This window comes from Lysinibacillus sp. BPa_S21 (genome assembly GCF_023337795.1).
GTDB lineage: Bacteria > Bacillota > Bacilli > Bacillales_A > Planococcaceae > Lysinibacillus.
Map to the genome: position 1 here is coordinate 78,541 of NZ_JALIRS010000007.1, position 25,270 is coordinate 103,810.

A 25,270-nucleotide genomic window follows, 5' to 3' on the forward strand; every position below is an offset into this window, starting at 1 on the left:
AGGCTCATCACCCTAACGCGAAATTCATCTCCATTCCGACTGCATTCTTTACTTTTAGTGATAACCAAATCGGGGTACTTAATTTCTTTTACGCCTAGGTTTATCCCCAAAATTTCGTCTATTTGTTCACTTTTTTAGTATTTATCCACTTACAATGATTTTTACTCAGTCATTTTTGTCGATAAAATACCTAACATGGTATATCACCTAATTAAACTGATAGTTATCCACAATTTTATTTATCACCAATACAAGAAAACCTTTATTTTATCCACAATATACCCATATATGTATACGACAAGAAAAAGATGTGCTTACACATGCGTAAAAAATATTTAGCAATCAGTGGTGTCGATGGTTGTGTCTCGTGAACAAGTGAGATTATCATGTTTGAAAAAGGATAATAGTTTCTCTAATGTCTTTAATGTCGATGGTTCCTTCCTTGGTATTTGCTTGTATGAATAATTCACAGATACGACAACTAACAGAGATAAAATTGTCACGGCCTATAATTATAAATAACACAAAAGGGATGCCGTAAGTTTCAGCATCCCTTTTCTATTAATTAGTAGAAAGCACTTTCTCCCAATCTATTGTGTTATTTTTAACTTGTTCCCGTTTTTCTTTATTCATAATATCATTAGGTCTTCCGCCTTTCGGCCAATCTTTATTATGATTTGCCCATTCAGGTCGATCCTGCGATAAAATAAAGGCTGCTAAATCAGCGGCATCTTGATCTGTCAAAGTACCCGCTGCACCGACTGGCATATTATGTTTGATGTAGCCAGCCATTTTAGACATTCTTGCCATCCCCGCTCCATCATTGAATGATTTTTCACCCCACAATGCCGGGCCTGTATTAGCACCATTGCCTGAGCCATCAGCTGCGTGACAAGCGATACAAGACTGAGCATATACTTCCTCACCATTCTTAACATCTGGTATAGGAATGTCCTTCATAGTACTTGTACCCACCCATTCACGTTCTGCTCCGATCGGTACACCTTCTGAAATATAGGCGAAGTACGAAACCATCGCTTCTAGCTCTTTGCTATTCATGTCGAATTTCTTACCGTTCATACTGCGAACCATACATCCATTAATACGCTCCTCAATCGTTACAATATCACCAGAGCGCGCGATATATTGGGGATAATCCGCCATAACGCCTACTAACGACGATACTTGCTCATCGTAACCTGCCCCTGCATGACAGCTTGTGCAAGACAATTGATTCCCAACATATTCTTCTGCAGCAACATGTGTATTATTGACAAGCTCATAACCATATAATATTGCTTCCTTCATTGGCCCATCTGGTACTTCTTCAATACTTGGTGGCGCATAGACAACTGACTGAGCAGCTGCTGTTGTCGGTATTTTTGTTTGTTCAGCGGCTTCTTTGCTTTCTGCATCCCCTAAAATTTTGTCGCTAATGGCTGCTCCTACAAAAAGTGTACCTGCTAACAGCACCGTCCCCGCTACTCCCGCTACTATAGGTTTCATCTATAATACCCCCCTTTGTATAATCACCTATATTTTAGCAAAATAGCATGTTTTCCGATGTGAAATTTCTCACACCTCGCGTAAATAGAACCATTTAGAGGATAAAATTATGAATTCTTTTGTTCTATTACACATCAATCGAGACTTAATACCTCTTGCAGTATGTACTATTTCCTGACCTAATTAATTTTGCCTTAGCGTAATGCTAGCTACTACTTTACTAAAACATCTACTGCAACACTTGGCTTTCGCGTAAATAAAAATGCCGAGCACAGCATCGCACTCGGCATTCCCCCCTTATAATTTACATTCACCATCAGCACAAATAGCTTCACCATCACCCGTCATCCTTAAAACCGGCTGAATACCCGCTATCTCTGCCGCTTGATGTAAAGTTCGTACAAAAACCTCATTTGGCTCCGCACCTTTAATACCATAACGATTTTCAAACACAAAGAACGGCACACTTTGTACACCTAGTTGTTGGGCGTCATATCGATCTTTGTCTAAAGCTTCACTGAAGTCGTTTGACGCCAGAACACCTTTTGCTTTTTCAACATCTAAGCCTAAATTTTCAATGACTTCTAACAAGAACATATCATCGTTTAAGTCTTTTCCTTCCGTAAAGTAACCTCTCATAAGCTCTTCCGTATAGATTGACTCTTTACCAAACTGTCTTACCCACTTTGCTAATCGATGAGCTTTTTCGGTATGAGCCGTTTTCATATCTTCAAAATTGTAATGTAAGCCAGTCGCTTCGGCCCGTACCGCTATGCCCTTAGTCATTTCCTTTACTTCTTCTAATGTAGCGTTAAATTTCGCAACCATACCCTCATATAAAGTTGGCGCATCTTTCTTAGGCGTATCCGGACCAATTTGGTATGCTTTGTATTCAATTTCTACCTTTCCCGAATAACCCGCTAAATTAATAGCACGTTCCAATTCCCGTTTGCCAATATAGCAGAAAGGACATGTAAAGTCCGAAAAAATCTCAATTTTCATCTACTAATGCCTCCTACAATATAGTCATCCAAATTTTAATAGCGGTCGCCAATATAAGAACCGCTAAAATAACTTGCAAAATTTTTGTATTTACATTTTTACCCGCTTTTACACCTAATGGGGCAGCAATTAGACTAGCTATAATCATAATGATTGCAGGATAGTAATTAACTTGTCCCGTCATCAATTTTCCGACTGTCCCGCCTATTGAGGATATAAAGGTAATCGCGAGGCTTGTAGCTATTGTCATACGTGTCGGGATACCTAATACGACTAGCATAATAGGTACTAACAAGAATCCACCAGCCGCTCCAACAATCCCCGATCCAATACCAACGATAAACGCTAATATGGCCGCTATCGGTTTATTGAACGTTACCTCATCTAAAGGCTTGTCGTCAATCTGCTTCTTAGGAATAAACATCATCACTGCAGCAATTAACGCTAATACACCATACACGATGTTAACGCCCACTTCAGATAAAAATTTGGAGCCAAAACTACCAACAAAACTTCCTACTAATACGGCAGCACCCATATATATAATCAGTGATTTATTTAAATAACCACCTTTTCGATATGCCCATACCCCAGCCATAGAGGCAAATAACACTTCAACCGCACTAATACCTGATACTTCATGTGCGGAAAATGCTGCAAAACCAAGTAAAGGTGGGATATATAATAACATTGGATATTTTATAATGGCTCCGCCAATTCCTAGCATTCCTGATACAAATGAACCTACAAAGCCAATTAAAAATATTGTAATCATCCATGCTACATCCATACTTTTCCTTCTTTCCGTTACTTTTAAGGATATAAAGTTCTTAGCCTGAGCTCCTCTATTTCACTGGATGTACGGACACCCACTAAAATAAGTTAAATGAAAGGAGGGCTGTTCTACCTTCAAACAACCCTCACCAGTTTTAAGCTTTTTGAATAAAGAACGTAATAACACCAGCGTCTTCAGCTTTGTCTAAAATGATATGACCACCGGCTTTGGCCCAAGCAGGGATGTCCGCTAAAGCTCCCTTATCTGTTACCTGAACCTCTAAAATTTCCCCAGAAGCTAATGTATCTATAGCTTTTTTTGTTTTCACTATAGGCATTGGACAAGATAAACCTTTTGCATCTAGTTGTAAAGTTGATTTCATATTTTTTCTCCTTTGGAACGGCAAAGGTTGTAAGCGATTTTGCCTGTTCTGTATTTTTTACACTTTACGAAGGATGAGCGCCTTCGCTTCGCGCTATTAACACGCTGTAAGCATGTATAGTTATTGCATCTTACCATTGGGAGTTTTCTTCATCCCCCAAGAATTATTAGTATTCACCGAACTTTTACGAGTACGGGATAGACAACTCTATCGAACTGCACAACGATTCGGACCAATTTCCATCTCTGTTTGCTCTTCCTGCGTTGGCGTAATCTTACCCATATTTACTTGACGAATATCTTGATATGCATTTGGCTGTGGAGGCAAATGCTCTGTCACAACGCTTCTGAACTCTGCTTCATCCTTAATATTTAAACCGTGATTTTCCGCAAATAATTGTCCAAGATGTTTTGCTACAGTTCCATCTTCATTTAATTCATCAATGATCATAAAATGAGCTGGTAAAACAATTAGATCATTCGATAATTCTCTGTATCGTTTATAAAGTGTTTCGCGTAAATCACCAACCCAGTCTTCTGCAAGACCCGCTAAATCAGGGCGTCCAATTGAATCAATAAATAATATATCTCCAGTCAATAAATACTTGCTGTCCACAACAAATGACGTTGAACCAATTGTATGACCTGGCGAATAAATTGCTCCTACGTCAATTTTGGATGCACCAACTTGTACAGTTGTTCCATCAAGTAAAGGTGTATAATCAAACACAACCTCTTCTGCATCTTTCGGCGGTAAATAATACGTCGCACCAGTAGTAGCAGCTATATGTCGGCCACCAGAAATATGATCCGCATGCAAATGTGTATCGAACACATATTTAATGTTTACGTTTTTCTCTTCCGCAAAGCTTGTGAATGTGTCCGTAAAACGTACAGCATCAATAATTGCTGCTTCACCCTCAGAGATGACCATATAAGAAAGGCAACCTTTCCCTAAACGTACAAATTGATAAAGCTCTCCACCACCTGTTAAATCTCCAACTTTAATCGGTTCTAAATATTCACTCCACGTTTTCATCCCACCAGCTAAATAAGCCCCTGTACGACCTGCTTCGGATAACATCTCAGCTACCATTAGCGATGATCCTTCTTTCGCACAAACGACTAACACATCCTTATCGGTTGGGATCTTCGGTAAAATATCCTCAACGCCATCTAATAGCTCAAAATACGGAATATTAAGGTATTCAAATTTATGACCATCGATTTTCCAATCCTCGAATGCATCAGCATTTCGAACATCTAAAATAAATAATTCTTCATTATTAATTACTTTTTTCGCTACTTCTGCTGCGCTCCATTTTAGAACTGACACTTCCGTTACCCCCAAAGGTATTATTTCGTTGATTTTTTTAGCGGAAAGGATTGTCCTCTCCGCCTATATAGTGACTCATTCATTTTAATTAGAATGTTAGTGACGGTGCTGCATCTTTTGCAAACTCTAAGAACGTTACAGCTCCCCCAACCTCGACACCTTCAATAAAATCATCTGTCGTTAAACCCATTACATCCATCGTCATTTGACAAGCGATCATTTTCACACCTAATTCCAGCGCCATCTCCACTAATTGCGGAATTGCTGGTACATTAGCTTTAGCAAACCCTTCTGCAAAATGCTCAGCGCCCGCAGGCATAGGTAATGCATGCATTCCTTGTTTATGAATTAAATTTAACCCTTCGAATGTAAAGAAGATCGCTACTTCTTTCTCTGTTGCGGCCGCTGCCGTCGCAATATTGAACACCTTATACGCATCGAAAAGACCACCGTTACTTGCAATTATCGCTACTTTATTTGACATAATAAATTCCTCCTAAATGTTTTTTGTTAAATTCCCTGTCCAGGAAGTCATCCCCGGCAAAACGTTAAATACCTTTGTAAAACCATGTGCCGTAAGCTTTTGAGCAGCTAAATCACTACGCTTCCCTGTCCGACATACGACATAAATCTCTTGCTCTTTATCAAGCTCACCAATACGCGCTTCCAATTCACCCATAGGGATAGACTTCGCACCCTCGATGTGGCCAAAAGCAAACTCTGCCTCCTCACGAACATCGAGAATGAGACCTTCTCTCTTCATAGCCTCATCTAACTCAATTATTTGCTCAAATGCTTGCTCATCCATCGTGTCGTCTGAGCATTTACGAATGTAATGCTTCAGCACACTTCCTTCTTCCACTGTCCCAATATATTGATGCCCCACAGATTCGGCCCATGCAGCAATATCCGCCTTTGAACCTTTATCTGTCGCTGATACTTCTAAAATTTGGCCATCTACTAAGTCTGCAATTGCCTTTCTTGTTTTAACAATCGGCATAGGACAAGAAAGCCCCTTAGCATCTAGCTGAAAATCTGCTTTAATACTCATAACTTCCCCCTTCATACCTATATGGGTATTATTTTTTCTAAAAAAATATAGCAAGAGTTATAGGCTACTTTACTTCGCCTTCCCAAGCTAGCATGCCTCCAACCATATTGGAAACATCGAAGCCTTGGCTTTCCAAAAACTGAGTAGCACTACCACTACGACCACCTGATCGACAAACCATAATATATGATTCATCTTTATTTAGTTCGTGCATACGAAATTCAAGTAAACCAAGTGGAATATGAATAATGCCAGGAATATGCCCTACTTCCACTTCATCAACTTCACGCACGTCGATTAAATTCAATGACTGACCCTGCTCGAAAGCTTGTTGTACTTCCTTAGCTGAAATTTCCTTCATGCTATTCTCCTCCTAATACGCGCTCATGCCACCGCGGACATTTGTCACACGCTCAAATCCTCGTTTTTTTAATTGCTTACACGCTTGACTACTACGCATCCCACTTTGACAAATGACCACTATCTCTTTATCTTTAGGTAATTTATCGAAACTTGAACCAAGAGGGATATTTTTGAATTGTGGAATGTTACGACCTTTATATTCAGCTGGTGTTCGCACATCAACAAATACTTTGTCTTTTTCATTCAAGATGTTTTTTAATTGCGCTGTCGAGATTGTTCGTACTCCTTTTGCCGGTTTCATGCGCCAAATAAAAAATGCCACTACAACAGCAAGCAAAATCCATGTTCCCAATTAACATAGCCTCCTTCCATATACTATTAAGGGTATATAAAATTTATCTGCTTTTCACGACTAAATCCATCGCTTCTTGGATAGCTGTATTCACTTTTTCAGCATCTCCTTCAGCAGTCGTTACACATTCTAATAAATTTTCACTAACAATCACTCCAATAGTTCGATCAACCGCAGAACGCACGGCAGATAGCTGTGTAATCACATCTTTACAGTTTTTTTCTTCTTCCATCATGCGTAAAACACCACGCAATTGACCTTCTATTCGTTTCACTCGATTAGCTGTTTTTGTACCGTAAGCCATACTATTCACGCCTCCCTTCAAAACGATTGATTGAACTTGCTTACGAGATTCATATTATACCCCATTAGGTATAATGTCAACATCGAAGCTCTAACTTTTTTTAATCAAATACACCTCGACATCATTGCGTCGGAAATCGGAAAGAAGTTAAACATCGCTACATTGTTAATTCCCCTTATATCAACATTTCATCCCCGTTAATTTCTGGTTTTATCCCAATCTTCACCTCTCTTTTATAAAAAAAAACGAGAAATTCGACGATTCTATCATCGAATTTCTCGTTATATTGAAGACTTATTTCTTTTTAATAGTAATGGTCCAAGCAGCTTCGCCAACTTGTTCATACTCTGTTACCTCGTGCCCCTCTTCAGCAGCCCACCGAGGAATGGATTCTGTTCCTTGTGTGCAATCAAATTGCACTTCTAATTCATCGCCTGAATTTAAATCTTTTATAGCTTCTTTTGCTTCTACTAAAGGAAATGGACAAACCATCCCCATTACTTCTAATGTTTTTTTCATATGAAAACACTCCTTTTTTTAGGCTGTTACTACGTGCGTAGCCTGCTTCGCTTTTTTACTTGGTCGTACAAACACAAAGTAAGATGCTGTCCATGTACCTAAAATCATAAACCCTAATGAAATCCACCCTTGCCAAGTCATCATTGCTGTCATCACCAAGCCATTACCAATCGAGCAACCTCCCGCTAAACCTGCTCCGAATCCCATCATAAGTCCACCACATAAGCTGTTAATCGCCGTTTTTGTATCTGGAATACGGAATCTAAATTCGCCGCTCATTTTTGCTGCGAATAATGATCCTAAGAAAATTCCTAGTACTAGGAAAACACCCCAGTTGATGAAGCTAATTTCCCCCGTCACTAAAAATTGCAAAATATTAGCAGATGGTGTTGTAACGCCTAGCCCGCCTATGCGCCCAGTAGCAACACTTAATGGCCATGCTAAAGTTGCAATCACACCTATAATTGTTGCAGTGATAAATGGATGCCAACGTTTTTCAAATAAAATATGTGCTAATCCCGTTTTTTTCGGCTTTAACCCTGGGATTTTCAATCGTGGTTTCTTTAACTCACGGTATATGATACATGCAACTATTACTACGAAAATCGTTATAATCAACCAGTTGTTTACGCCAATTGTCTCGGCAATAGAATTAGTTTCTACGCTCGTTTCTTTCATAGCCTTATCTAAGGGCAACAATACACCTGACTTCATCATTGCCGCTACGAGCATATAACCAGCTAATGCAATCCAACTACCAATTAAACCTTCTCCTGCCCGATACCAAGTGCCTGTTGCACAACCACCAGCGAAAATAATGCCAATTCCAAAAATAAATGAACCTACAATAACGGCTACGATTGGTAAAGAACCAGCACTAAATTCAAATACCTTTAGACTAATTAAGGTGTATACACCCACACTTTGAATTGCTATTGCAATAAGTAATGCGTAAAACATACGATTATCCTTCGTCAAAAACATATCGCGGAAGCCACCAGTTAAGCAAAAACGACCACGCTGCATAACAAATCCAAGTAAAGCTCCACAAATAAGTCCTGTAATAACCATTTGGACCATCCACAATTCCCCTTTCAATACCCTAGTATTCTTATAAGTTATATTACCACTTGTTTTACTAAGAATTCAATTACTTTTTTAAAACTGCGAAAAATCTAATAACTCTTTCGTGCCTATGCACACAAAAAAACCTTGCTACAAGTGCAGATAACTGCTGCTTATAACAAGGGCTCATATGTTTATTTATTTTATTTTGCTGACTGTATTGCTGGACTAAAGAATTCATAATGAATTTTTTTGCCCTTCACATCAATCTCATGTAAATTTTTAATTTCTTTGTAAAGGTTTCTATAGATTGTTTTCGTTTTTTTCACAGTATAATTTCAAAGGAATTGTACGCTCTGCACAAATAAAAGTATGCTTTATAACACCCCCTATTTTGTATTTTGCCTATAGAATTACAATGTTTTAATGGTTAAAAATACTGTGATTTAGTTTTGTGCTAACATGTTTATGAAATTCCGGTAATTCCTTTAACGGTTCTTTAAATGTAATTAGTACCTTTTCAATACCGATGCTACTTAATTCTTGTAATTTAGCAATTACTTCATCATAACTACCGATTAACCCAGTACGAAAACCTTCATTATTAGCTACAAAATCACTTAACTGAGTGGCATTTTTCCACATCCCTAACGTTTCTTTGCGATTCTGGAACTGCAGGATCGCTTCTTCATCGGCATGGTCAATAATAGATTGAAATTCTCGGAACGCTTCTTCAGAAGTTTTACGGGCAATCACAAATGCATTAACAGCAAATTTTATCGTCCGACCCTTTCTTTTCGCAATCTCAGTTACATTTTCAATCTGTTTTTGCAACTCTACAATCGGAGCTCCGTTCATAAAATAAACATCACTGTGTACGCCTGCCATAACTTGAGCGTCTTCTGAATTACCACCTTGATAAATTGAAGGATATGGCTTTTGAATTGGTTTTGGTGTAAGCGTAGCATTTTTTATTGTATAGAAATCGCCCTCATAGCTAAAGTTATCTTGTGACCAAAGACCTTTCAATACCTCTAAATACTCTGTTGAACGTCGATACCGATCTTCATGGTTGATCCACTCAATACCGAAGGTTTCTTGCTCTTTTTTAAACCAACCACTCACTAAATTAATATGAAATCTCCCATTTGAAATGACGTCTATTGTTGAACCTATTTTGGCTAAAGTTGCTGGATGGATGAACCCAGGCAAAACAGCTGCTATAAAGTGAATATTTTTCGTTTCAGCAAATAACGCTGCCGCAATCGTTAGGGCATCCAGCTGCCCTTCTTCAGCACTATCATTACCACCAATATTACCCATATATCGGATCGGAAATAAAACAGCATTTATATCTAACTTTTCAGCTAATTTTATCAATGTTTTATTGTACTCAAAGCTTCCTTCTGTATTTTGCTCTATCCTAGAACGTAAAAATCCACCTGCTAAATTTGAGCCCCAAATAACAAATTCCATTTAATGATCACTCCATTTTTTCAAATAATGGTAATACCTTTTCTCCGAAAATTTCCGCTTCCTCTTTATGAGGGAAGCCTGATAAAATAAAGTGCCTTACGCCGATATCAATATACGCTTGCAACCCTGCTTTTACTTGCTCCGGTGTACCAACAATGGCGGTTCCTGCACCTTTTCGAATTTTCCCGATACCTGCCCAACTGTATTGATCAAATCGCTCGTTTTCAGCAGTAAGGACATTCATTCTTTTTTGAGCCACTGAATCTACCGTTTCATAATATCGATTAAGATTCGATTGTACAGGATTTTCAATTTTACTAATAATGTTATAAGCAGCATCCCAAGCCTCTTGTTCTGTATCCCGTACAACTATATGAATTCGAATACCGTACTCTAATTGACGATTATACTTTTTAGCTCGTCTTTCAACATCTTGAATTTGCTCCTGAATGCTCGCAATTGGCTCCCCCCATTGTAAATAAACATCTGCAGCTTTAGCAGCTATTTCCTTAGCCACATCGGAAGAACCTCCAAAATAAATAGGAATACCTTTTTCTTGATAGAGAGTAGGAATCAACTTTCCTTCAGTTACATTAAAAAACTCGCCATCATGATGAAACGATTCTCCTCGCCATGTTTCTTTCACTACAGTTAAAAATTCATCTGTACGTTCATAGCGTTGTTGGTGTGATAAATAGTCGCCGTCTTGTGCTAGCTCTTTTTCTGAACCGCCCGTTACAACATTAACCAACACTCTTCCCTTCGAAAATTGATCTAAAGTTGCTGCCATTTTAGATGCAACTGTCGGTGAAACAAAGCCGGGTCTAAATGCAATTAACGGTTTTATATGCTTTGTCTGATGAACGATCGCAGACCCTACAAGCCAAGAATCTAAATAAGGAATACCTGTTGGAATCAAAATCCCTTCAAATCCTGCTTTTTCTGCAGTTTGAGCTATATCTACTAAATACTCAAAGGTCGGCTCTCTTTCAGGCTGCTTTAACCCTAAATACCTGCCGTCTCCATTTGTAGGAGCAAACCAATAAAAATGTGGTTTCATAGTCCTCTCTCCTTACCTAATTAAATTCTTCAACTAGCTTTAACAATCGTTCCTTTTCACTGTAATTTTGATATTGCGCTGCAAAGGTACGAACAGGATCACCTGAATAAAAACGTTCATATAATTCGTGACGCGCTCCAAGTTGACTACCTATTAAATCCCAAGCTAGTTTAATAAATTTGGTTCTTGCAAATGCACTTGTATGTGTACCTCCATAATACGCCTGTAACTTGTCGCCTATTGGCCCATTGATTTCTTCAATAGTAGACGGCACTTGCAGTAATCCGCTTGCTCCAATTTGCTGTAATATTTCCAAAGCACGTGGATAATAACGTGTACCTAAATTTCGGGCAGTCGTTAAAAATCGTTGTTTAGGTAGATATATTCCATTGTGTTCGATAGCTTCATATTCAGCTGCATTTAATAAGCCCTTTATAGTTTCTAACTGTATGATTAACTCACTCAACTTCTCTTTCACATGTAAAAACTCCGTCGCTCCAGCTGTTTCCGCTAGTGCGTTGCCAATTGAGACGACCGATTCTAATTTACTAATCAGGCGTACAACCGTTTGATGCTGACTTAACAAAGATGATGCCGTTTCAATTCGTAGCTTCCAAGCTAATTCAGGATCTTCTGCTACCAACACCCTATCCCAAGGGATTAGAACATTATCAAAAATTAAGACAGCATCCATTTCATCAAAACGAGAGCTTAAAGGGTGGTTGTTTGTATCAGTTGAAGCAAACGATTCTCGACATACCATATGTAGCCCTTGAGCTGAAGTTGGAACATAAAATACATTTGCCATTGGTGCTTCCTCTAATCCTCGCTTATGATAAGAAGTTATGAGCAGTTCATCCACATATGGTGCTGCTGTAGCAATTGTTTTAGCACCACTCACAAAAATACCTTCTTCATTTTTAGTAACTACACGTAATTTCCCATGCTCTATCTCTTCAGCAGATTTTGAACGGTTTTTTTGCGGGTCATGTGCTGCTACCGTTGATAATAAATCTAAATCACGTGCCGCTTCGTATAGTTTTTCAAGCTTTGTTGCAATGCCCGGTGACAAAACATCTAATTGTTGTCTACTTGCATACCAACCTACTAACTGCGAACGAGAATATTCGGATAAACGGCTCATTACGCCAAATGTTTCATCTACCCAACATTTATAAGCTAAACTTTTCCTTTTCAAATCATTGATTGATGTTGGAACTAAAAAAGATAAATGGGCGTTTGCACCTTTTTCTGTTTCATACGTTAAAATCGATTTTGTCGGCTCCACTGTTTGTAAATTTAATAAATGCTGTATTGTTTGAACAATCCCTTTAAAGGCATTATGGTTTTCTAAATTATTAACAATCTCCCCATCTAACCAAACTGTTCGCCCATTATTCAACCTCTGCAAATACGGAATCGGCGTATTCATCTTCGTTTACCTCCCTTTCAACTAAATTATTCAAAAAATGATTTAACTTATTTTTTAAATAGGACTTATCATAAGTTTCATACTGCAATGCATAAACGCGAATTGGATCCCCTGTATAAAACCGTTCGTATAAATCATGACGTGAGCCGAGTTGACTGCCAATAAGCTCCCACCCAATTCTAAATAACTTTTCTTTTGTTCGTGCATCCACCTTTGCCCCTTTATAGTATTTAGAGAATAATGGGTATAGTTCATGGTTTTCTGGAATTGGAAATGACGATAATTGAATAAAGCCTCCTGCACCAATCTGCTTTAAAATATCTAGAGCACGGCCATAGAAATGGGTACCTAAATTTCTTGCTGTTTGTAGTGGCGTAATATTAGGCAAATAAACATTCTGCTCATTTAGAAGCCCTTCTTTTTCTGATGAAATTAATAAAGCTTCAATACTATCAATTTGTGTATAAAGTTCCCCTATTTTTTCTTGAACATGTAGAAAGTAATCTGCACCAATTGATTGAGCTATTGCTGTTGTAACTCCAGCAATAAATTCTAATTTTGATAGTAAACGAACCACCGTTTGATGCTGTGCTAGCGCATCGATTTGCTGATGCTGATGAGCTTTCAACACGCCCTCAGGTGAACCTTTAATAAGCACCCTATCCCACGGAATTAAAACATCGTCAAATAATAAAACAGCGTCCATTTCATCGAATCTTGAACTTAATTTATGATGCTCTTTATTTGAAGCAAATGATTCTCGACAAACAATTTGTAGCCCAGGTAAATTTAATGGCACAATAAACATATTTGCTTGTGCTATTTGATTTGATGATAATTTTTGCGGAGAGGTAACAATGACATCATGTGCATACGGAGCACCAGTTGCAATCATTTTAGCCCCTCGTACAACTACCCCCTCCTCGGTCTCCCGTATAATATGCAATAATGCGTCTTCATCTTGCTCTTCTGCTGGTTTCGAACGATCAATTTGAGGATCCAAAATTGCAGTAGTAACAATTCGCCGTTCATCTCTAGCTAACTCATAATATTTCGTTATTTTTTCAACAAATCCAACATCATATTGCGCAAACTGATGACGATCCAAATAGTATCCGGTAATTAGAGAATTAGCATAATCAGATAAACGACTCATCACTCCATATGTTTTATTCGACCATAGAGCAAATGCTTTTTTACGCTTTATTAAGTCCTCATAGCTACGTGGAATATAAAATGCACTATGAACAAATCGATTACTTTTCGGACTTTTAAAGCCTGCAATGCTTTGTTTCTTCTCATCATCTAGAAGTGCTAATAAATTTGTGATAGTTACTAATGTTCCCGTAAAAGCAGGATGAGTTGTTACGTCCACTTTTACTCCGTCTAGCCACACACTTCTTCCATCTTTCAAACTTCCACTAAAAGACATTTATTATCTCCAACTCCTTTTCATGAACACAAAAAACTCCCACCAAATCTCCTTCGCAAATCTTTGCTTAAGACATCAATGAGAGCTCCATTTTTATGGTCACTATGAATATTTTTTAGGCTAAAAACAAAATCGGAGCTTTCAGTTCTAAAACTAAAGCTCCGATTTTTTCAGTCGCCACATTATATAAATTAATTTACATATTAAACCAAACAAAACCGATAAGTCAAGTATATTTTAAAAAATCAATTAATCAATGATGCCTCGACATAATTGAGTCCGCCGCATTCATCTCTCCACCTATAGAAGTGGGAGACTTCTGTTACCTGTCTCTTCGCTTTCGCTACCAAAACACTTACTGAAAGAAGTTAAAAACTTATTGATTTATAAAAAGCGTTTGCTATAATCCCACTAATCCAATTGGTATTAAAATAATTACTGACCGGAATCACCGGAGGCGTGTAAACAATTGTCGTTTACGCGTTTTTTTATTGCTTATATTTAGTAGTCAGTGTCAATATTACTTTTTTAGATAATGGAGGATAAAATAATGAAACAATTTCTTTTCCTTTTAAGTACTATGCTATTGATATTAGTGTTAGCAGCTTGTAATTCAAACGGAACTGCACAAGATACATCAAATATAACAATTAAAATAGGTTTTACACCCGGTCCATACAGCGACCAATTTCAATACGGTATTGCACCGATACTAAAAGAAAAAGGATACACAATTGAAACAATTGAATTCAGTAATATCGTCCAGCCTAATATCGCTTTAGGTGATGGCTCAATTGATGCTAATATTTTTCAGCACACGGCCTATTTGGAAAACTTTAAAAAAGAGAAGCATTTAGATTTGACAGAAATACTTAAAGTTCCTACTGCACCAATGGGGGTCTATTCAGATCGTTTTGATTCTATCAACAGTTTAGAGAAAAATAAAGAATATACAGTAGCAATTCCTAATGATCCAGATAATATTGCACGTGCTCTACGAATCTTAGACGATCTTGGATGGATTGAACTAAAAGAAGGTTATTCATCCACTACAGTGAGTAAACAAGATATCAGTAAATATGTATACACTATTGATTTCGTCGAAATGGAGCAAGCACAATTGCCACGTTCACTGCCTGACGTAGATTTTGCACTTGTAAATGGTAACTTTATTTTGTCATCTGGAAGAAAACTATCATCGAACTTAGCATTAGAGAACCCAACCTTCGAATACCAAAACCTATTAGCAGTTCGTACTGAGGATAAAGATAAAAAATTTGTAAAGGATTTAATTGAAGCATATCATTCTGCAGCTTTTCAAAAATTTATTGAATCTAATAAAGCCTACGAAGGATTTCATCGACCAGATTATTTTAAAAACTAATTCTTTATGAAATTAAAAAGATGACGTGCTTTTAAATAAAAGCACGTCACCCATAATTTTGAAAATCTTATTTTACTAATTTCATGGCTGGACCAAAGAATTCATAATGAATTTTTTCGTCTTTTACGCCAATCTCATGTAAATTTTCAATGACAGCTTCCATAAAGCCAACAGGTCCACATACGTAAACATCTGCATTATCGGCTACTTTTTCAGCTAATAATTCTTTTGAGATTTTCTTATTTTCATCCGAATATAATGCTGTGTATGTTGCATTTGGTAGTACATTTAATTTCTTTTGAATGTCATCGCTAAACGCTACAACTTTTTCATTGCGTGCGCACTGGATGAAGCTCACTTCATTTGTTGCATCATCTTTTAGTGATTGTAACATACTGTTTAATGGTGTTACACCGATACCACCGCTGATAAATGTAATCGGAGCAGTAGTTTCTTCTAAGACAAATAGTCCTGCTGGAGAACTTACATCTACTAAATCTCCCACTTCTAATACATCGTGAATAAAGTTAGATACTTTACCATTTGGCGTATGATCGCTTTCACGTTTCACTGAAATGCGATAGCCGTCTTCTGCACTTGCTTGTGAAAGTGTATATTGACGATTCATTAAATATTCTTTGCCTGGCACTTTTACACGGATACTGATATATTGACCTGGCTCATAAGCTGGTAGATTTGAACCATCTTCATTTTCAAAGTAAATAGATGTAACAAGGTCACTTTCTACTACTTTTTTCGCCACTTTTAATGGTTTAAATAAGCGCCATCCACCATTACGTTCAGCTTTTTGATATAGCTCTTCTTCTACTTGAATGAAGATGTCTGCAATTATGCCATATGCTTCAGCCCAAGCATTAATAATATCATCTGTCGCTGCATCACCAAGCACTTCTTTAATCGCTTTTAATAAGTTTTCTCCAACAATTGGATAATGCTCAGGTAAAATACCTAGACTACGGTGTTTATGAGCAATTAACATCACCGCTGGTAAAATAGCTTCTAAATTTTCAATATGAACCGCAGCAGCATAAACTGTGTTTGCTAACGCTGTTTGTTGACGACCTTTTTCTTGATTTGTATGGTTAAAAATATTTAATAATTCTGGATGAGCTTCAAACAGATTTTTGTAAAACGTTTTAGTAATCTCCACTCCATGAACTTCTAATACCGGAACTGTTGCTTTAATAATTTGTACTGTTTCTTGTTTTAACATATCGCTAACCATCCTTTCGTGATTACAATATAGCGCTTTGTTTTTTTAAAAGCAATATATTAAATACATCTTTAACAAAATGGACATAATTAATGTATTTTAAATACATCTTTAAAAAAACATTGGAAATTATAATACTTTAAAGTAAAAATGCTATAATTATTTTGAACTATAGAAAGTAGGGTGTTCTTATGCGCTTAACTTTATACACAGACTATTCCCTTCGAACACTCATATATTTGGGTGCAAAGGAAGATGGCCAATTATCAACTATCCAAGAAATTTCAAATGCTTATAATATATCGAAAAACCATTTAATGAAGGTGACACACCAGCTTGGATTATTGGGCTATATTGAAACGATTCGAGGACGTGGAGGTGGAATTCGCCTAGCGATTGATCCAAAGACTATTACAATTGGCGAAATCGTACGTCATACAGAAGAGGATTTTCATCTTGTCGAATGCTTTGACAAAGAAAATAATCTATGCAAAATTGCGCCAGAATGTCAGCTAAAAGGCGTTTTGTATGAAGCATTACAAGCTTATTTAACAGTCTTAGATCGCTATACGCTTGATGATTTTTTACATTCGAAAGAAAAGTTGATGGCACTGTTGCTTGGCGAATAAAAATACCCGCACAACTCAAGTTGGACGGGTATTTTTATGTTTATATTATGTTACAATGCCTTTGAAAAGAAAATCATATCGAGTGCGCGAATTCCATTTTCGTAAATTGGCTCTGGATAATTACTGAAAAAATCTTTTTCAATCGCTTCCATACGAAAACCTGCTTTTTGATAAAATGCAATATTATCAATACTAGAATTTGCCGTTCCGACGATTATCGTTTGATAGCCTTGAGATAGACAATTTGTTGTTATATGTTTTAGTGCTTCCTTCCCAAGCCCTTTACCTTGATACTTCGGTACGATTGCAATATTTTTTAACTCTACTGTCGTATCATTCTGCGCAAGAAGTAAAGCCACACCCGCTAACTGCTCACCACATTTAATCTCATATAGTTCACCGTCATTTAAATATTTTCGAACAGCTTCTTCACTTTCATCAGCTAATAATAAGTGTGGTAAATAGTCTTCCCTCTGACCTTCCACTTTCTTTAAGGATGTACGATATTGAACAAAATCCTTACGCTCAAAAACATTTAAAACACAAGGCTGCTTTTCTTTAACCTCTAGCCACGAATGCTCCTGCGGAAAATCAGTCTCAACTCCTAGTCTAATAAAAGGCAACTTTTCCTGTGCCTTTTGTGAGCGAATATTAACTTTTCTAGCTCCTGCAAAAACACGTTCTAGCCCTAGCTCAAAGAATGCAATATCTAAAATTGCAATTTTTGATTGAAGATTATAGCCTTTTCCCCAAAATTCATAGCCTAGCCATGAACCAATATGACAGCTCTTTTTATTGTGGTCAATAAACATTAACGCCGTCACACCAATAAGTTGTCCTTCCTCATCTAAAATAACACGAGGAACTGTCTTTCCAGCTTCTTCATCCACACATTCACGTTTAATAAAATTAATAGTATCTTCCACTTTACCGGCAGGTAGCCCTAGTGCATCTCGAACCTGTGGCATGGAAGACAGTGCATGCATTGCTTCAGCATATTTTATATCATGTCTTACTAAAGTTACTGCCATATTCTATTCCCCTTTTTACTGATAATGGCGTTATTTAATCCATTTATATATATATTTCTTTTGATAGTCAATTATACGTTAGTTGCCAGGATACACCGAAGCGATCCTGAATCCAGGCAAATTTCTTAGAAAATCCATAATTATCAAGTGGCATCAACGTCTGTCCACCCTCTAAAATTTGTGTAACAAGACTATCGATTTCTTCTACAGACTCACATTCCACAAAAATAGAAGTTGACGGTGTAAATGTAAAGTTATGCTGTATTACACTGTCATTCACCATCATTTTCAAACCCTTTAAATGAAGAATAGCCATCGCAACATGGTGTGAGTTTTCCATATAAGTTAAGCTTTCTACCTGTAACTCCGGAAACCATTGTTGATATTGCTGAATAGCTTCTTTAGCTTGTCCCTGAAACATTAAAAATGTAGTGGCACTTTTCATTTATTTAACTCCCCTTCATATTTTATTATCCATTGTGCTGGTGTCATTTTCGAAACAAGCTCTCCAATTAATTCATATGGGATATTTTTAGTATTTGTAAAACGAATACAGCTTTTCCCCATGTTAAGCTTTGTCGGTACTCGTTTCGCATATTCCTCCTGGAACCACGAGAGTAATGCTTGATCTGCATAAATACCCATATGATAAACCGCAATATGACGTTTTTGTGCAGCTAAGCTTATAAAGGGTAAAGGAGTATTCGGTGTAACATGGTAGCCCTTCGGATAAGTAGATAACGGGACAACGTAGCTTATCATGTCATAAATCATACTTTCTTCAAAACCCTCTGGCAAATTGCTTGCTACTACATCTACAAGTTTGGCAAAACCCTCCTGCCATTTTTCATCTACTTGCTCAATATAAGTGTTTTTCATACTCTGTCCCCTTTTCAACATAGTATTATTGCTGTTATAGAAGGGTCGTTCCATAACGTAGAATTGATTTCCGTTACGATTAGGCGCTTTGTAGCTGCCGCTTTGCTTTCGCTACAGAAAACATTTGTTGCTGACGCTTCGCTTTCGCACAGATAAAACATTGCCGCTGACGCTTCGCTTTCGCGCAGAGCAGAGCTTCCTGGGGGCGTCCGATGAGCCGCTTGGGCCAACACGAGGTTGGTCACGTAGGCGTTATCACAGGATGTAATGTTCTTAGCCTTCGTTCCCCTATCGCTGATCCCCAAGGAGTCGCCTAGTCTACACTCCAATCAACTTAAATTTCATACTAAAAAACACCCCTAATTTTTTCACAATGCTGCGTAATGTGTAGCATAATCATAGGATCGCCAATTTCCATGAATATTGCATCACTAAAAGAAATCAATAAAGTCTCTTTGTTGTTGTTTATGCTTTACCTTCTGCCTTTGCTTTTCGGTATAGTTCCTTTGTTTTGTAGCCTAATCTAATAATTTCACGCATCTCCTCTAAACGTGCAACTTGCGTCTCTTCCTTTTTCGCACTATAGATATAACGGGCCCAATCCTTTTGATACCCCGGTGTTAATCCATTATAAAATGTTAAGTCATCCGGATTTTCAGCAAGTGCATCACACAACTGAGGAATCATGCCTTCATAGTCACTAACGCATTGACTACTTGCTGTTTTCTTCTTGCCACGCCCCTTACTATCTCTCTTTATGCTTACTATAGAAAAAGTCTCATCCAATGACATAAGACTTGCAAATTTATAATCACTGCCAACAATGTATTTTTCTTCGTCCACTTGAATGGCTGGGAAAATTTCATCACGATGAATAAACTGTTCATATTTTTTATTTCCTTTTTTCGGATAAACAAAAAATAAATAACCCTGCTCCACAAGCATGTTTAACTTTAGTACATTTTGCAAATACATAACCATTTCATCAATAGTAAACACAAAAGCAATGATTCGATCATGGGGTGCATTGCCTATTTGCGATATTCCCTCTAGTATCATCTCCTTTGGTTGATTATGAATCCAAATGGATAGTCCATCCTTAAGTTTAAATTTCTTTTGCATAGTTTTGACACCTCTTCTACTTATCCATACAATTTTCTCTTAGTTTTGATAGTATAGCTGATTTAGTGAAATTTTCGTACAAAAAAAACGCTCAAATATTCTCGAGCGTTTAGTTTATATTGAAATAAGCTACTTTATTTTGGTACGCGCTACTATTCCTTTAATAATCGGAATGGCTGTTCCAATTAGCACTATCGGTAGGAACCACCAACCAATACTCTCTACCCCACCAAGTGCAATACGGACCATTTGGATTGATATAGCTGCAAATAAAATGAGGCAGAGGTTTTTTATTTCATTTAATATTTTTCGGCTATTTAAATAAAATGCCTCTACATTACTTTCATTTAAGCGTACTGGGTAATTATGCATATGCGGAGCCCTTTCAAGAACCCCCAGAAAAATCCATAGAAATATTCCGATAAAAGGCATGATGAGTACCTCTATTTTTGAACCCCAGCGATTAACTTCTCCTGCACCATTAAAGTGAACTGGAATCTCCTCGGGTAGTTTGCCCCACATAACCAAAATATAAAGAATGGACAGTACAAATACCCCACCGCCGATATAGTCCCAAACCTTTTCATATCTTGTTTTTGGCAATTTTAAAACAGGTCTATACATCTTCACACATCCTTGCTTATTCCTTTATTAATAATTTTACGTTACTACAGTTCAATTAGTTTCAAATTTATGCAAATTGTCACAATTGTTTGAGATATGCAGGTAATTTTCCACTTTCAAATACAGGAAAATAGCAATTTATTATACTTTTTTTATCATGCAATCTACAACTAATTACCTTATTATTCCTAATGTATATAGTTCAAATACTCATAATACTTTGTAAAATTCATATAATCTGATATAAATGGTATATACATATTTCATTTTTTTGTAACAATTCTACTAAATTACTGCGAAAGGAACGACAACTATGCGATTTACGATTTATAAGAAGTTAGTACTCGGTTTTTTTATTGTTATTTTAGTGTTAGTTGGAATAATCGGCGTAAATTTCAAACAGCTTGATTCTGTTAACAAATCATATCGTGTGTTACTCGAGGAACAAATAACTAAATCTATGAATATTCAAGAGCTACGTGCAATTGCTAAACAAGAACTTGTAAGTATGAGAGGCTATCTTTTACTTGGGGACAAGCAAAATTTCCAAAGTAATACGGCGTCACGTGAAGAATTTAAAAAGAAATATGATGAGTTAATGGCATCATTCGATTCTCAAAAATCTATTGAATTATTAGAGGCAATCAAAAAAAGTGAACAAGATGTACAAAAGTTCGCAGATCGAATGTTTTCATTAAAAGCTGCAGGAGAAACTGAGCAATATGAAAAGCTTGATGGCTCACAAGGCCGCCTCATTAATAAACAATTCGATCAACGCGTAGCTAATCTTGCTGACTACCAAGATGAATATATAAAAGGGAAAATCGCTGCTACATCAAAAGAAATACAATCCATTAAATTTCAAATGATTATTCTTGGCATCTTTGCTGTTGTCATTAGTCTGATAATTGCCATGGTCATGGGAAGCCTTATTTCCCGCCCTATCAAAGGTATGGCAAAGACTGCGAAAAAGATTGCTGAGGGTGATTTAACAACTGAGCAAATTCACATTAAAAACCGTGATGAAGTAGGTGATTTAGCACTCGCCTTTAATCAAATGGCGGTAAATTTAAAGGACCTTATTTCAAATGTACGTCATAACACCGTGCAAGTAAGTGGGGCTGCTGCTGAATTAACCGCAAGTGCCGAGCAAACCATCCAAGCGACAGAACAAATCACTTCCTCTATACAAGAAGTTGCAAGTGGCTCTGAGGCTCAAGGCAAAAATGCAACTGAAAGCTCAATAGCTATGAAATCTATGACGAAAGGCATTCAACAATTGGCTGCGACGACAGCTGCCGTTTCAGAGCTTGCTATAGAAACAAATACGGAGGCTAATAAAGGAAATGAATCGCTTCACCGCGTTATTACACAGATGGACACAATTAATTCAGCGGTTTTAGAATCTGCTAGCGTTGTAAAAAATTTAGAAAACCATTCTGTTGAAATTGGAAATATTATTGGTCTCATCACGGATATCGCCGAGCAAACAAATTTACTAGCACTTAATGCTGCAATTGAGGCAGCACGTGCAGGAGATCATGGTCGTGGCTTTGCAGTAGTTGCAGGTGAAGTGAAAAAATTAGCTGAGCAATCTAAGAAATCCGCTGAACAAATTGCTACTTTGATTTCAGAAATCCAACACAATACAAACCATGCCGTAACCGTTATGGATACTGGTACGCAAGAGGTACAAGTGGGTATGCAAGTTGTAAAAGTAGCTGAGGAAGGCTTCTCAAAAATCGTTGAACTGATTGAACAAGTATCTGGGCAAATTCAAGAAGCAACAACAGTTTCAGAGGAAATGTCATCAAGTGCAGAACAAATTTATGCATCCTTCGATGAAATTGCAACAATCGCAAAGATGTCCTCTTCAAATCTGCAAAGTGTAGCTTCTGCTTCTGAGGAACAACTAGCGACTATTGAGGAAGTTGCCGCTTCCGCTGCCACACTATCAAACATGGCCGAGGAATTACAAACGCAAGTTTCGCGTTTTACAGTGGATTAAGGAATTAATTATCATAACGTGGGGTTGATTTCCGTTCCGGCTGGGCGCTTTCCTGGGGGCGTCCGATAAGCCGCTTCGCTTCGCTGCAGGGTCTTATCTGTGACGCTGATCCCCAAGGAGTCACCCAGCCTCCACTCCAATCAACCTAGATACATGGCATACGTTTTAACAATACCATCCCCAAATTTGAGATATTAGCCAAAAACAAGAGAGTTTTTTATTATTATCAAATGGTTGACTTCATTATAAATTATTGATCCACTAAAATAGATAGAAAAAAAATAATTTTTAGAATATTGTTGACATTCAGCCGTTATCCAAGTATCATTGCTTTCAACAACACATTGTAGGCCAAGATTGGAAATAGTAGAAATGCAGTGTACTTGTAGAGAGTCGGTGGTTGGTGCAAACCGATAGGCACACATTTTGAACTCGTCCATGAGCCACTCCCTGAACTTCAAGTAAGGGACGTCGGTTTCCCCCGTTAACGGGATAGACAGTGATAGCTGTCGATAAGGGGACTTTTTCTGTAAAGAGAAGGTCAATTAGAGTGGTACCGCGAGCATAACTCGTCTCTATATTTTTATATAGAGGCGAGTTTTTTTGTTTCCAAAAAGTTTATTAGCCTAGGTGTGGATTATGTCTCTAACAGAGACACTATCAATATATTGACAACTACAACAAAAGGAGTGTTTGAAAATGGGAAGAAAAATTTGGGTGTTTGATACAACTTTACGTGACGGCGAGCAAGTGCCTGGTGCAAAACTGAATTTATACGAAAAAGTAGAGATTGCACAGCAACTCAAAAAATTAGGCGTCGATATTATCGAGGCTGGTTTCCCGGCTTCATCACAAGGAGATTTTGATGCAGTTAAAGCTGTCGCACAAAAAGTCGGGCATACAAGTGATATTATGATTACTGCTTTAGCACGTGCTGTACAATCAGATATTGATGCAGTATATAACGCTGTAAAATACGCTGAAAATCCGATGATTCATATGGTGCTTGGTACTTCTGATATTCATGTTGAGAAAAAATTTAGCAAATCCAAGGATCAGATTCTACAAATTGGCGTTGATGCAGTAAAATATGCAAAAACGCTTCTACCACAAGTCCAATATTCAACAGAAGATGCATCTCGTTCTGATTTCGAGTATCTTTGGAAAACAATCGAAGCCGTGATGAAAGCTGGTGCAACAATGATTAATGTACCTGACACAGTCGGCTTTGCAGAACCAGAAGAATTCGGAGCGATGATTTATAAACTAAATGAGCGTATGAAAAACCTAAACGATAGCGTTTTGTTGAGTGTTCATTGCCATAATGATCTGGGTATGGCTACTGCGAACACACTAGCTGCGATTAAAAACGGTGCAGATAAAGTAGAATGTACAATTAACGGCATTGGCGAACGCGCAGGAAATGCAGCATTAGAGGAAGTCGTCATGGCGTTGAAAACACGTAGCTCTGTTTACAATGCTGAGACACGTATTAACACAAGAGAAATTATGAATACGTCTCGTCTTGTTTCAAGCTTCATGGGCTTAGACGTACAAGTAAACAAAGCGATTACTGGGGATAATGCTTTTGCCCATTCCTCTGGTATTCACCAAGACGGCCTTCTTAAATCTCGTGATGCCTATGAAATTGTACATCCAGAAGATGTCGGTCTTGACGATATGGAGTTAGTCCTTACAGCTCGCTCTGGGCGTCATGCGGTGAAAAATGCCCTTGAGAAACTTGGATTTTCCAATCTTTCAACGGATGAATTTGAAGGAATCTTCGAAGGCTTCTTAAAGCTTGCTGATGCAAAGAAAGAAGTTTACGATCACGATTTATATGTCATTGTGGAAAGCTATTATGAAAAGCATGATGCGAACAATGCTAATGCCACTCATTACAGTGATCAATTCTTTGACTTTGATGATTTACAAGTCGTCAGCAACGCAAGCTTCCCTTCAGCAAGTGTGAAAATACGTAAAGGTGGCGAGATATTTAAAGCAAGCGCTGTTGGCTCTGGCCCAATTGATGCCCTTTATTCAGCCATCGCAGACATTACAAATATAGATGTAAAACTTGTAGAGTATAATATCAATAGTGTTTCCCGTGGTAAAGAAGCGCTTGGTAAAGTAAAAATTACAATTGAGCATGGCGGTGAAAAATATATCGCCAAAGCTGCGGATACAGATATTTTGAAAGCAAGTGCGCTAGCTTATATTAATGCGATCAATAGTATCGTTGTTGCTAAATTAACGCCTGTTATGAACTAAATAGTCGAAAGCAGTATGGCCCAATAGTGTCATA

Annotated in this window: 26 protein-coding genes and 1 other annotated feature; of the genes, 4 read left to right on the forward strand and 22 right to left on the reverse strand. The window is 37.5% G+C overall.

What is annotated here, in order from left to right; genetic code table 11:
* Nucleotides 1-561 precede the first annotated feature (561 nt).
* The 16 genes from MOK21_RS14970 to MOK21_RS15045 all read right to left on the reverse strand — a co-directional run bounded on the left by MOK21_RS14970 (nucleotide 562) and on the right by MOK21_RS15045 (nucleotide 14,054).
* Complete coding sequence (locus MOK21_RS14970) at nucleotides 562-1,506, reverse strand: c-type cytochrome (protein ID WP_249074798.1); 945 nt, start codon at nucleotides 1,504-1,506, stop codon at nucleotides 562-564.
* Between the two features lie 297 nt (nucleotides 1,507-1,803).
* Complete coding sequence (locus tag MOK21_RS14975) at nucleotides 1,804-2,508, reverse strand: DsbA family oxidoreductase (RefSeq protein ID WP_249074799.1); 705 nt, start codon at nucleotides 2,506-2,508, stop codon at nucleotides 1,804-1,806.
* 13 nt (nucleotides 2,509-2,521) lie between these two features.
* A complete protein-coding gene (locus MOK21_RS14980) occupies nucleotides 2,522-3,298 on the reverse strand; it encodes a sulfite exporter TauE/SafE family protein (RefSeq protein WP_249074800.1) in 777 nt (258 codons plus the stop codon).
* Between the two features lie 139 nt (nucleotides 3,299-3,437).
* Nucleotides 3,438-3,665 (reverse strand): sulfurtransferase TusA family protein, encoded by a 228-nt coding sequence (locus tag MOK21_RS14985; RefSeq protein ID WP_249074801.1) that lies wholly within the window; start codon nucleotides 3,663-3,665, stop codon nucleotides 3,438-3,440.
* Between the two features lie 207 nt (nucleotides 3,666-3,872).
* Nucleotides 3,873-5,000, reverse strand: a complete 1,128-nt coding sequence (locus MOK21_RS14990; RefSeq protein ID WP_249074802.1) for an MBL fold metallo-hydrolase — start codon at nucleotides 4,998-5,000, stop codon at nucleotides 3,873-3,875.
* Between the two features lie 88 nt (nucleotides 5,001-5,088).
* A complete protein-coding gene (locus MOK21_RS14995) occupies nucleotides 5,089-5,484 on the reverse strand; it encodes a DsrE/DsrF/DrsH-like family protein (RefSeq protein ID WP_249074803.1) in 396 nt (131 codons plus the stop codon).
* A 12-nt stretch (nucleotides 5,485-5,496) separates the two neighbouring features.
* On the reverse strand, nucleotides 5,497-6,051 hold the full coding sequence (locus MOK21_RS15000; RefSeq protein WP_249074804.1) for a sulfurtransferase TusA family protein: 555 nt from the start codon (nucleotides 6,049-6,051) through the stop codon (nucleotides 5,497-5,499).
* A 64-nt stretch (nucleotides 6,052-6,115) separates the two neighbouring features.
* Entirely contained in the window at nucleotides 6,116-6,412 is a 297-nt protein-coding gene (locus MOK21_RS15005; RefSeq protein WP_249074805.1) for a rhodanese-like domain-containing protein, read from the reverse strand.
* Nucleotides 6,413-6,424: 12 nt separating this feature from the next.
* Complete coding sequence (locus MOK21_RS15010) at nucleotides 6,425-6,715, reverse strand: rhodanese-like domain-containing protein (RefSeq protein ID WP_374110193.1); 291 nt, start codon at nucleotides 6,713-6,715, stop codon at nucleotides 6,425-6,427.
* Between the two features lie 94 nt (nucleotides 6,716-6,809).
* Complete coding sequence (locus MOK21_RS15015) at nucleotides 6,810-7,070, reverse strand: metal-sensitive transcriptional regulator (protein WP_249074807.1); 261 nt, start codon at nucleotides 7,068-7,070, stop codon at nucleotides 6,810-6,812.
* Between the two features lie 294 nt (nucleotides 7,071-7,364).
* Complete coding sequence (locus MOK21_RS15020; RefSeq protein WP_249074808.1) at nucleotides 7,365-7,589, reverse strand: sulfurtransferase TusA family protein; 225 nt, start codon at nucleotides 7,587-7,589, stop codon at nucleotides 7,365-7,367.
* An 18-nt stretch (nucleotides 7,590-7,607) separates the two neighbouring features.
* Nucleotides 7,608-8,669 (reverse strand): YeeE/YedE family protein, encoded by a 1,062-nt coding sequence (locus MOK21_RS15025; RefSeq protein ID WP_249074809.1) that lies wholly within the window; start codon nucleotides 8,667-8,669, stop codon nucleotides 7,608-7,610.
* A 408-nt stretch (nucleotides 8,670-9,077) separates the two neighbouring features.
* Entirely contained in the window at nucleotides 9,078-10,130 is a 1,053-nt protein-coding gene (locus MOK21_RS15030; protein ID WP_249074810.1) for an LLM class flavin-dependent oxidoreductase, read from the reverse strand.
* Nucleotides 10,131-10,137: 7 nt separating this feature from the next.
* Nucleotides 10,138-11,190, reverse strand: coding sequence for an LLM class flavin-dependent oxidoreductase (locus tag MOK21_RS15035; protein WP_249074811.1), 1,053 nt, complete (start codon nucleotides 11,188-11,190; stop codon nucleotides 10,138-10,140).
* 16 nt (nucleotides 11,191-11,206) lie between these two features.
* Nucleotides 11,207-12,622, reverse strand: coding sequence for a 4-hydroxyphenylacetate 3-hydroxylase N-terminal domain-containing protein (locus MOK21_RS15040; RefSeq protein WP_249074812.1), 1,416 nt, complete (start codon nucleotides 12,620-12,622; stop codon nucleotides 11,207-11,209).
* Nucleotides 12,585-14,054: a 4-hydroxyphenylacetate 3-hydroxylase family protein gene (locus MOK21_RS15045; RefSeq protein ID WP_249074813.1), complete on the reverse strand. Its 1,470-nt coding sequence runs from the start codon at nucleotides 14,052-14,054 to the stop codon at nucleotides 12,585-12,587. Before MOK21_RS15045 ends, MOK21_RS15040 begins: the two co-directional genes overlap by 38 nt.
* A gap of 550 nt (nucleotides 14,055-14,604) precedes the next feature.
* On the opposite strand from MOK21_RS15045, the gene MOK21_RS15050 reads away from it, so the two are divergent.
* Nucleotides 14,605-15,438 carry a MetQ/NlpA family ABC transporter substrate-binding protein gene (locus tag MOK21_RS15050; RefSeq protein ID WP_249074814.1) on the forward strand — a complete coding sequence of 278 codons (834 nt, stop codon included), beginning with the start codon at nucleotides 14,605-14,607 and terminating at the stop codon, nucleotides 15,436-15,438.
* A gap of 67 nt (nucleotides 15,439-15,505) precedes the next feature.
* Here the strand turns inward: MOK21_RS15050 and hmpA are convergent, their stop codons facing one another.
* The gene (gene hmpA / locus MOK21_RS15055; protein WP_249074815.1) at nucleotides 15,506-16,672 is read right to left on the reverse strand and encodes an NO-inducible flavohemoprotein; all 1,167 of its coding nucleotides are present in this window, start codon (nucleotides 16,670-16,672) and stop codon (nucleotides 15,506-15,508) included.
* A gap of 191 nt (nucleotides 16,673-16,863) precedes the next feature.
* On the opposite strand from hmpA, the gene MOK21_RS15060 reads away from it, so the two are divergent.
* Nucleotides 16,864-17,301, forward strand: a complete 438-nt coding sequence (locus MOK21_RS15060; RefSeq protein WP_249074816.1) for an Rrf2 family transcriptional regulator — start codon at nucleotides 16,864-16,866, stop codon at nucleotides 17,299-17,301.
* A 50-nt stretch (nucleotides 17,302-17,351) separates the two neighbouring features.
* Here MOK21_RS15060 and MOK21_RS15065 read toward each other — a convergent pair whose 3' ends face one another.
* The 5 genes from MOK21_RS15065 to MOK21_RS15085 all read right to left on the reverse strand — a co-directional run bounded on the left by MOK21_RS15065 (nucleotide 17,352) and on the right by MOK21_RS15085 (nucleotide 20,957).
* On the reverse strand, nucleotides 17,352-18,332 hold the full coding sequence (locus MOK21_RS15065) for a GNAT family N-acetyltransferase (RefSeq protein WP_249074817.1): 981 nt from the start codon (nucleotides 18,330-18,332) through the stop codon (nucleotides 17,352-17,354).
* A 67-nt stretch (nucleotides 18,333-18,399) separates the two neighbouring features.
* Nucleotides 18,400-18,777 (reverse strand): VOC family protein, encoded by a 378-nt coding sequence (locus MOK21_RS15070; protein WP_249074818.1) that lies wholly within the window; start codon nucleotides 18,775-18,777, stop codon nucleotides 18,400-18,402.
* A complete protein-coding gene (locus tag MOK21_RS15075) occupies nucleotides 18,774-19,211 on the reverse strand; it encodes a DUF1801 domain-containing protein (protein ID WP_249074819.1) in 438 nt (145 codons plus the stop codon). Before MOK21_RS15075 ends, MOK21_RS15070 begins: the two co-directional genes overlap by 4 nt.
* Nucleotides 19,212-19,676: 465 nt before the next feature.
* Nucleotides 19,677-20,333: a YdeI/OmpD-associated family protein gene (locus tag MOK21_RS15080; RefSeq protein WP_249074820.1), complete on the reverse strand. Its 657-nt coding sequence runs from the start codon at nucleotides 20,331-20,333 to the stop codon at nucleotides 19,677-19,679.
* A 129-nt stretch (nucleotides 20,334-20,462) separates the two neighbouring features.
* Nucleotides 20,463-20,957: a DUF1648 domain-containing protein gene (locus tag MOK21_RS15085; RefSeq protein ID WP_249074821.1), complete on the reverse strand. Its 495-nt coding sequence runs from the start codon at nucleotides 20,955-20,957 to the stop codon at nucleotides 20,463-20,465.
* Nucleotides 20,958-21,270: 313 nt separating this feature from the next.
* Here MOK21_RS15085 and MOK21_RS15090 point away from each other — a divergent pair, with 313 nt between their 5' ends.
* On the forward strand, nucleotides 21,271-22,965 hold the full coding sequence (locus tag MOK21_RS15090) for a methyl-accepting chemotaxis protein (RefSeq protein WP_249074822.1): 1,695 nt from the start codon (nucleotides 21,271-21,273) through the stop codon (nucleotides 22,963-22,965).
* Nucleotides 22,966-23,309: 344 nt separating this feature from the next.
* Nucleotides 23,310-23,545: a binding site (T-box leader), on the forward strand.
* A gap of 119 nt (nucleotides 23,546-23,664) precedes the next feature.
* Nucleotides 23,665-25,236: a 2-isopropylmalate synthase gene (locus MOK21_RS15095; protein WP_249074823.1), complete on the forward strand. Its 1,572-nt coding sequence runs from the start codon at nucleotides 23,665-23,667 to the stop codon at nucleotides 25,234-25,236.
* Nucleotides 25,237-25,270: the final 34 nt, after the last annotated feature.

Bases quoted from the DNA above. Each gene is read 5' to 3' on its own strand.
- MOK21_RS14985 (WP_249074801.1), bottom strand. From the start codon at position 3,665: ATGAAATCAACTTTACAACTAGATGCAAAAGGTTTATCTTGTCCAATG.
- MOK21_RS15005 (WP_249074805.1), bottom strand. From the start codon at position 6,412: ATGAAGGAAATTTCAGCTAAGGAAGTACAACAAGCTTTCGAGCAGGGT.
- MOK21_RS15070 (WP_249074818.1), bottom strand. From the start codon at position 18,777: ATGAAAAGTGCCACTACATTTTTAATGTTTCAGGGACAAGCTAAAGAA.
- MOK21_RS15030 (WP_249074810.1), bottom strand. From the start codon at position 10,130: ATGGAATTTGTTATTTGGGGCTCAAATTTAGCAGGTGGATTTTTACGT.
- MOK21_RS15010 (WP_374110193.1), bottom strand. From the start codon at position 6,715: ATGAAACCGGCAAAAGGAGTACGAACAATCTCGACAGCGCAATTAAAA.
- MOK21_RS14980 (WP_249074800.1), bottom strand. From the start codon at position 3,298: ATGGATGTAGCATGGATGATTACAATATTTTTAATTGGCTTTGTAGGT.
- hmpA (WP_249074815.1), bottom strand. From the start codon at position 16,672: ATGTTAAAACAAGAAACAGTACAAATTATTAAAGCAACAGTTCCGGTA.
- MOK21_RS15020 (WP_249074808.1), bottom strand. From the start codon at position 7,589: ATGAAAAAAACATTAGAAGTAATGGGGATGGTTTGTCCATTTCCTTTA.
- MOK21_RS15060 (WP_249074816.1), top strand. From the start codon at position 16,864: ATGCGCTTAACTTTATACACAGACTATTCCCTTCGAACACTCATATAT.
- MOK21_RS15025 (WP_249074809.1), bottom strand. From the start codon at position 8,669: ATGGTCCAAATGGTTATTACAGGACTTATTTGTGGAGCTTTACTTGGA.
- MOK21_RS15040 (WP_249074812.1), bottom strand. From the start codon at position 12,622: ATGAATACGCCGATTCCGTATTTGCAGAGGTTGAATAATGGGCGAACA.
- MOK21_RS14995 (WP_249074803.1), bottom strand. From the start codon at position 5,484: ATGTCAAATAAAGTAGCGATAATTGCAAGTAACGGTGGTCTTTTCGAT.
- MOK21_RS15065 (WP_249074817.1), bottom strand. From the start codon at position 18,332: ATGGCAGTAACTTTAGTAAGACATGATATAAAATATGCTGAAGCAATG.
- MOK21_RS15090 (WP_249074822.1), top strand. From the start codon at position 21,271: ATGCGATTTACGATTTATAAGAAGTTAGTACTCGGTTTTTTTATTGTT.
- MOK21_RS15095 (WP_249074823.1), top strand. From the start codon at position 23,665: ATGGGAAGAAAAATTTGGGTGTTTGATACAACTTTACGTGACGGCGAG.
- MOK21_RS15050 (WP_249074814.1), top strand. From the start codon at position 14,605: ATGAAACAATTTCTTTTCCTTTTAAGTACTATGCTATTGATATTAGTG.
- MOK21_RS15045 (WP_249074813.1), bottom strand. From the start codon at position 14,054: ATGTCTTTTAGTGGAAGTTTGAAAGATGGAAGAAGTGTGTGGCTAGAC.
- MOK21_RS14970 (WP_249074798.1), bottom strand. From the start codon at position 1,506: ATGAAACCTATAGTAGCGGGAGTAGCGGGGACGGTGCTGTTAGCAGGT.
- MOK21_RS14975 (WP_249074799.1), bottom strand. From the start codon at position 2,508: ATGAAAATTGAGATTTTTTCGGACTTTACATGTCCTTTCTGCTATATT.
- MOK21_RS15075 (WP_249074819.1), bottom strand. From the start codon at position 19,211: ATGAAAAACACTTATATTGAGCAAGTAGATGAAAAATGGCAGGAGGGT.
- MOK21_RS15080 (WP_249074820.1), bottom strand. From the start codon at position 20,333: ATGCAAAAGAAATTTAAACTTAAGGATGGACTATCCATTTGGATTCAT.
- MOK21_RS15085 (WP_249074821.1), bottom strand. From the start codon at position 20,957: ATGTATAGACCTGTTTTAAAATTGCCAAAAACAAGATATGAAAAGGTT.
- MOK21_RS15015 (WP_249074807.1), bottom strand. From the start codon at position 7,070: ATGGCTTACGGTACAAAAACAGCTAATCGAGTGAAACGAATAGAAGGT.
- MOK21_RS15000 (WP_249074804.1), bottom strand. From the start codon at position 6,051: ATGAGTATTAAAGCAGATTTTCAGCTAGATGCTAAGGGGCTTTCTTGT.
- MOK21_RS15035 (WP_249074811.1), bottom strand. From the start codon at position 11,190: ATGAAACCACATTTTTATTGGTTTGCTCCTACAAATGGAGACGGCAGG.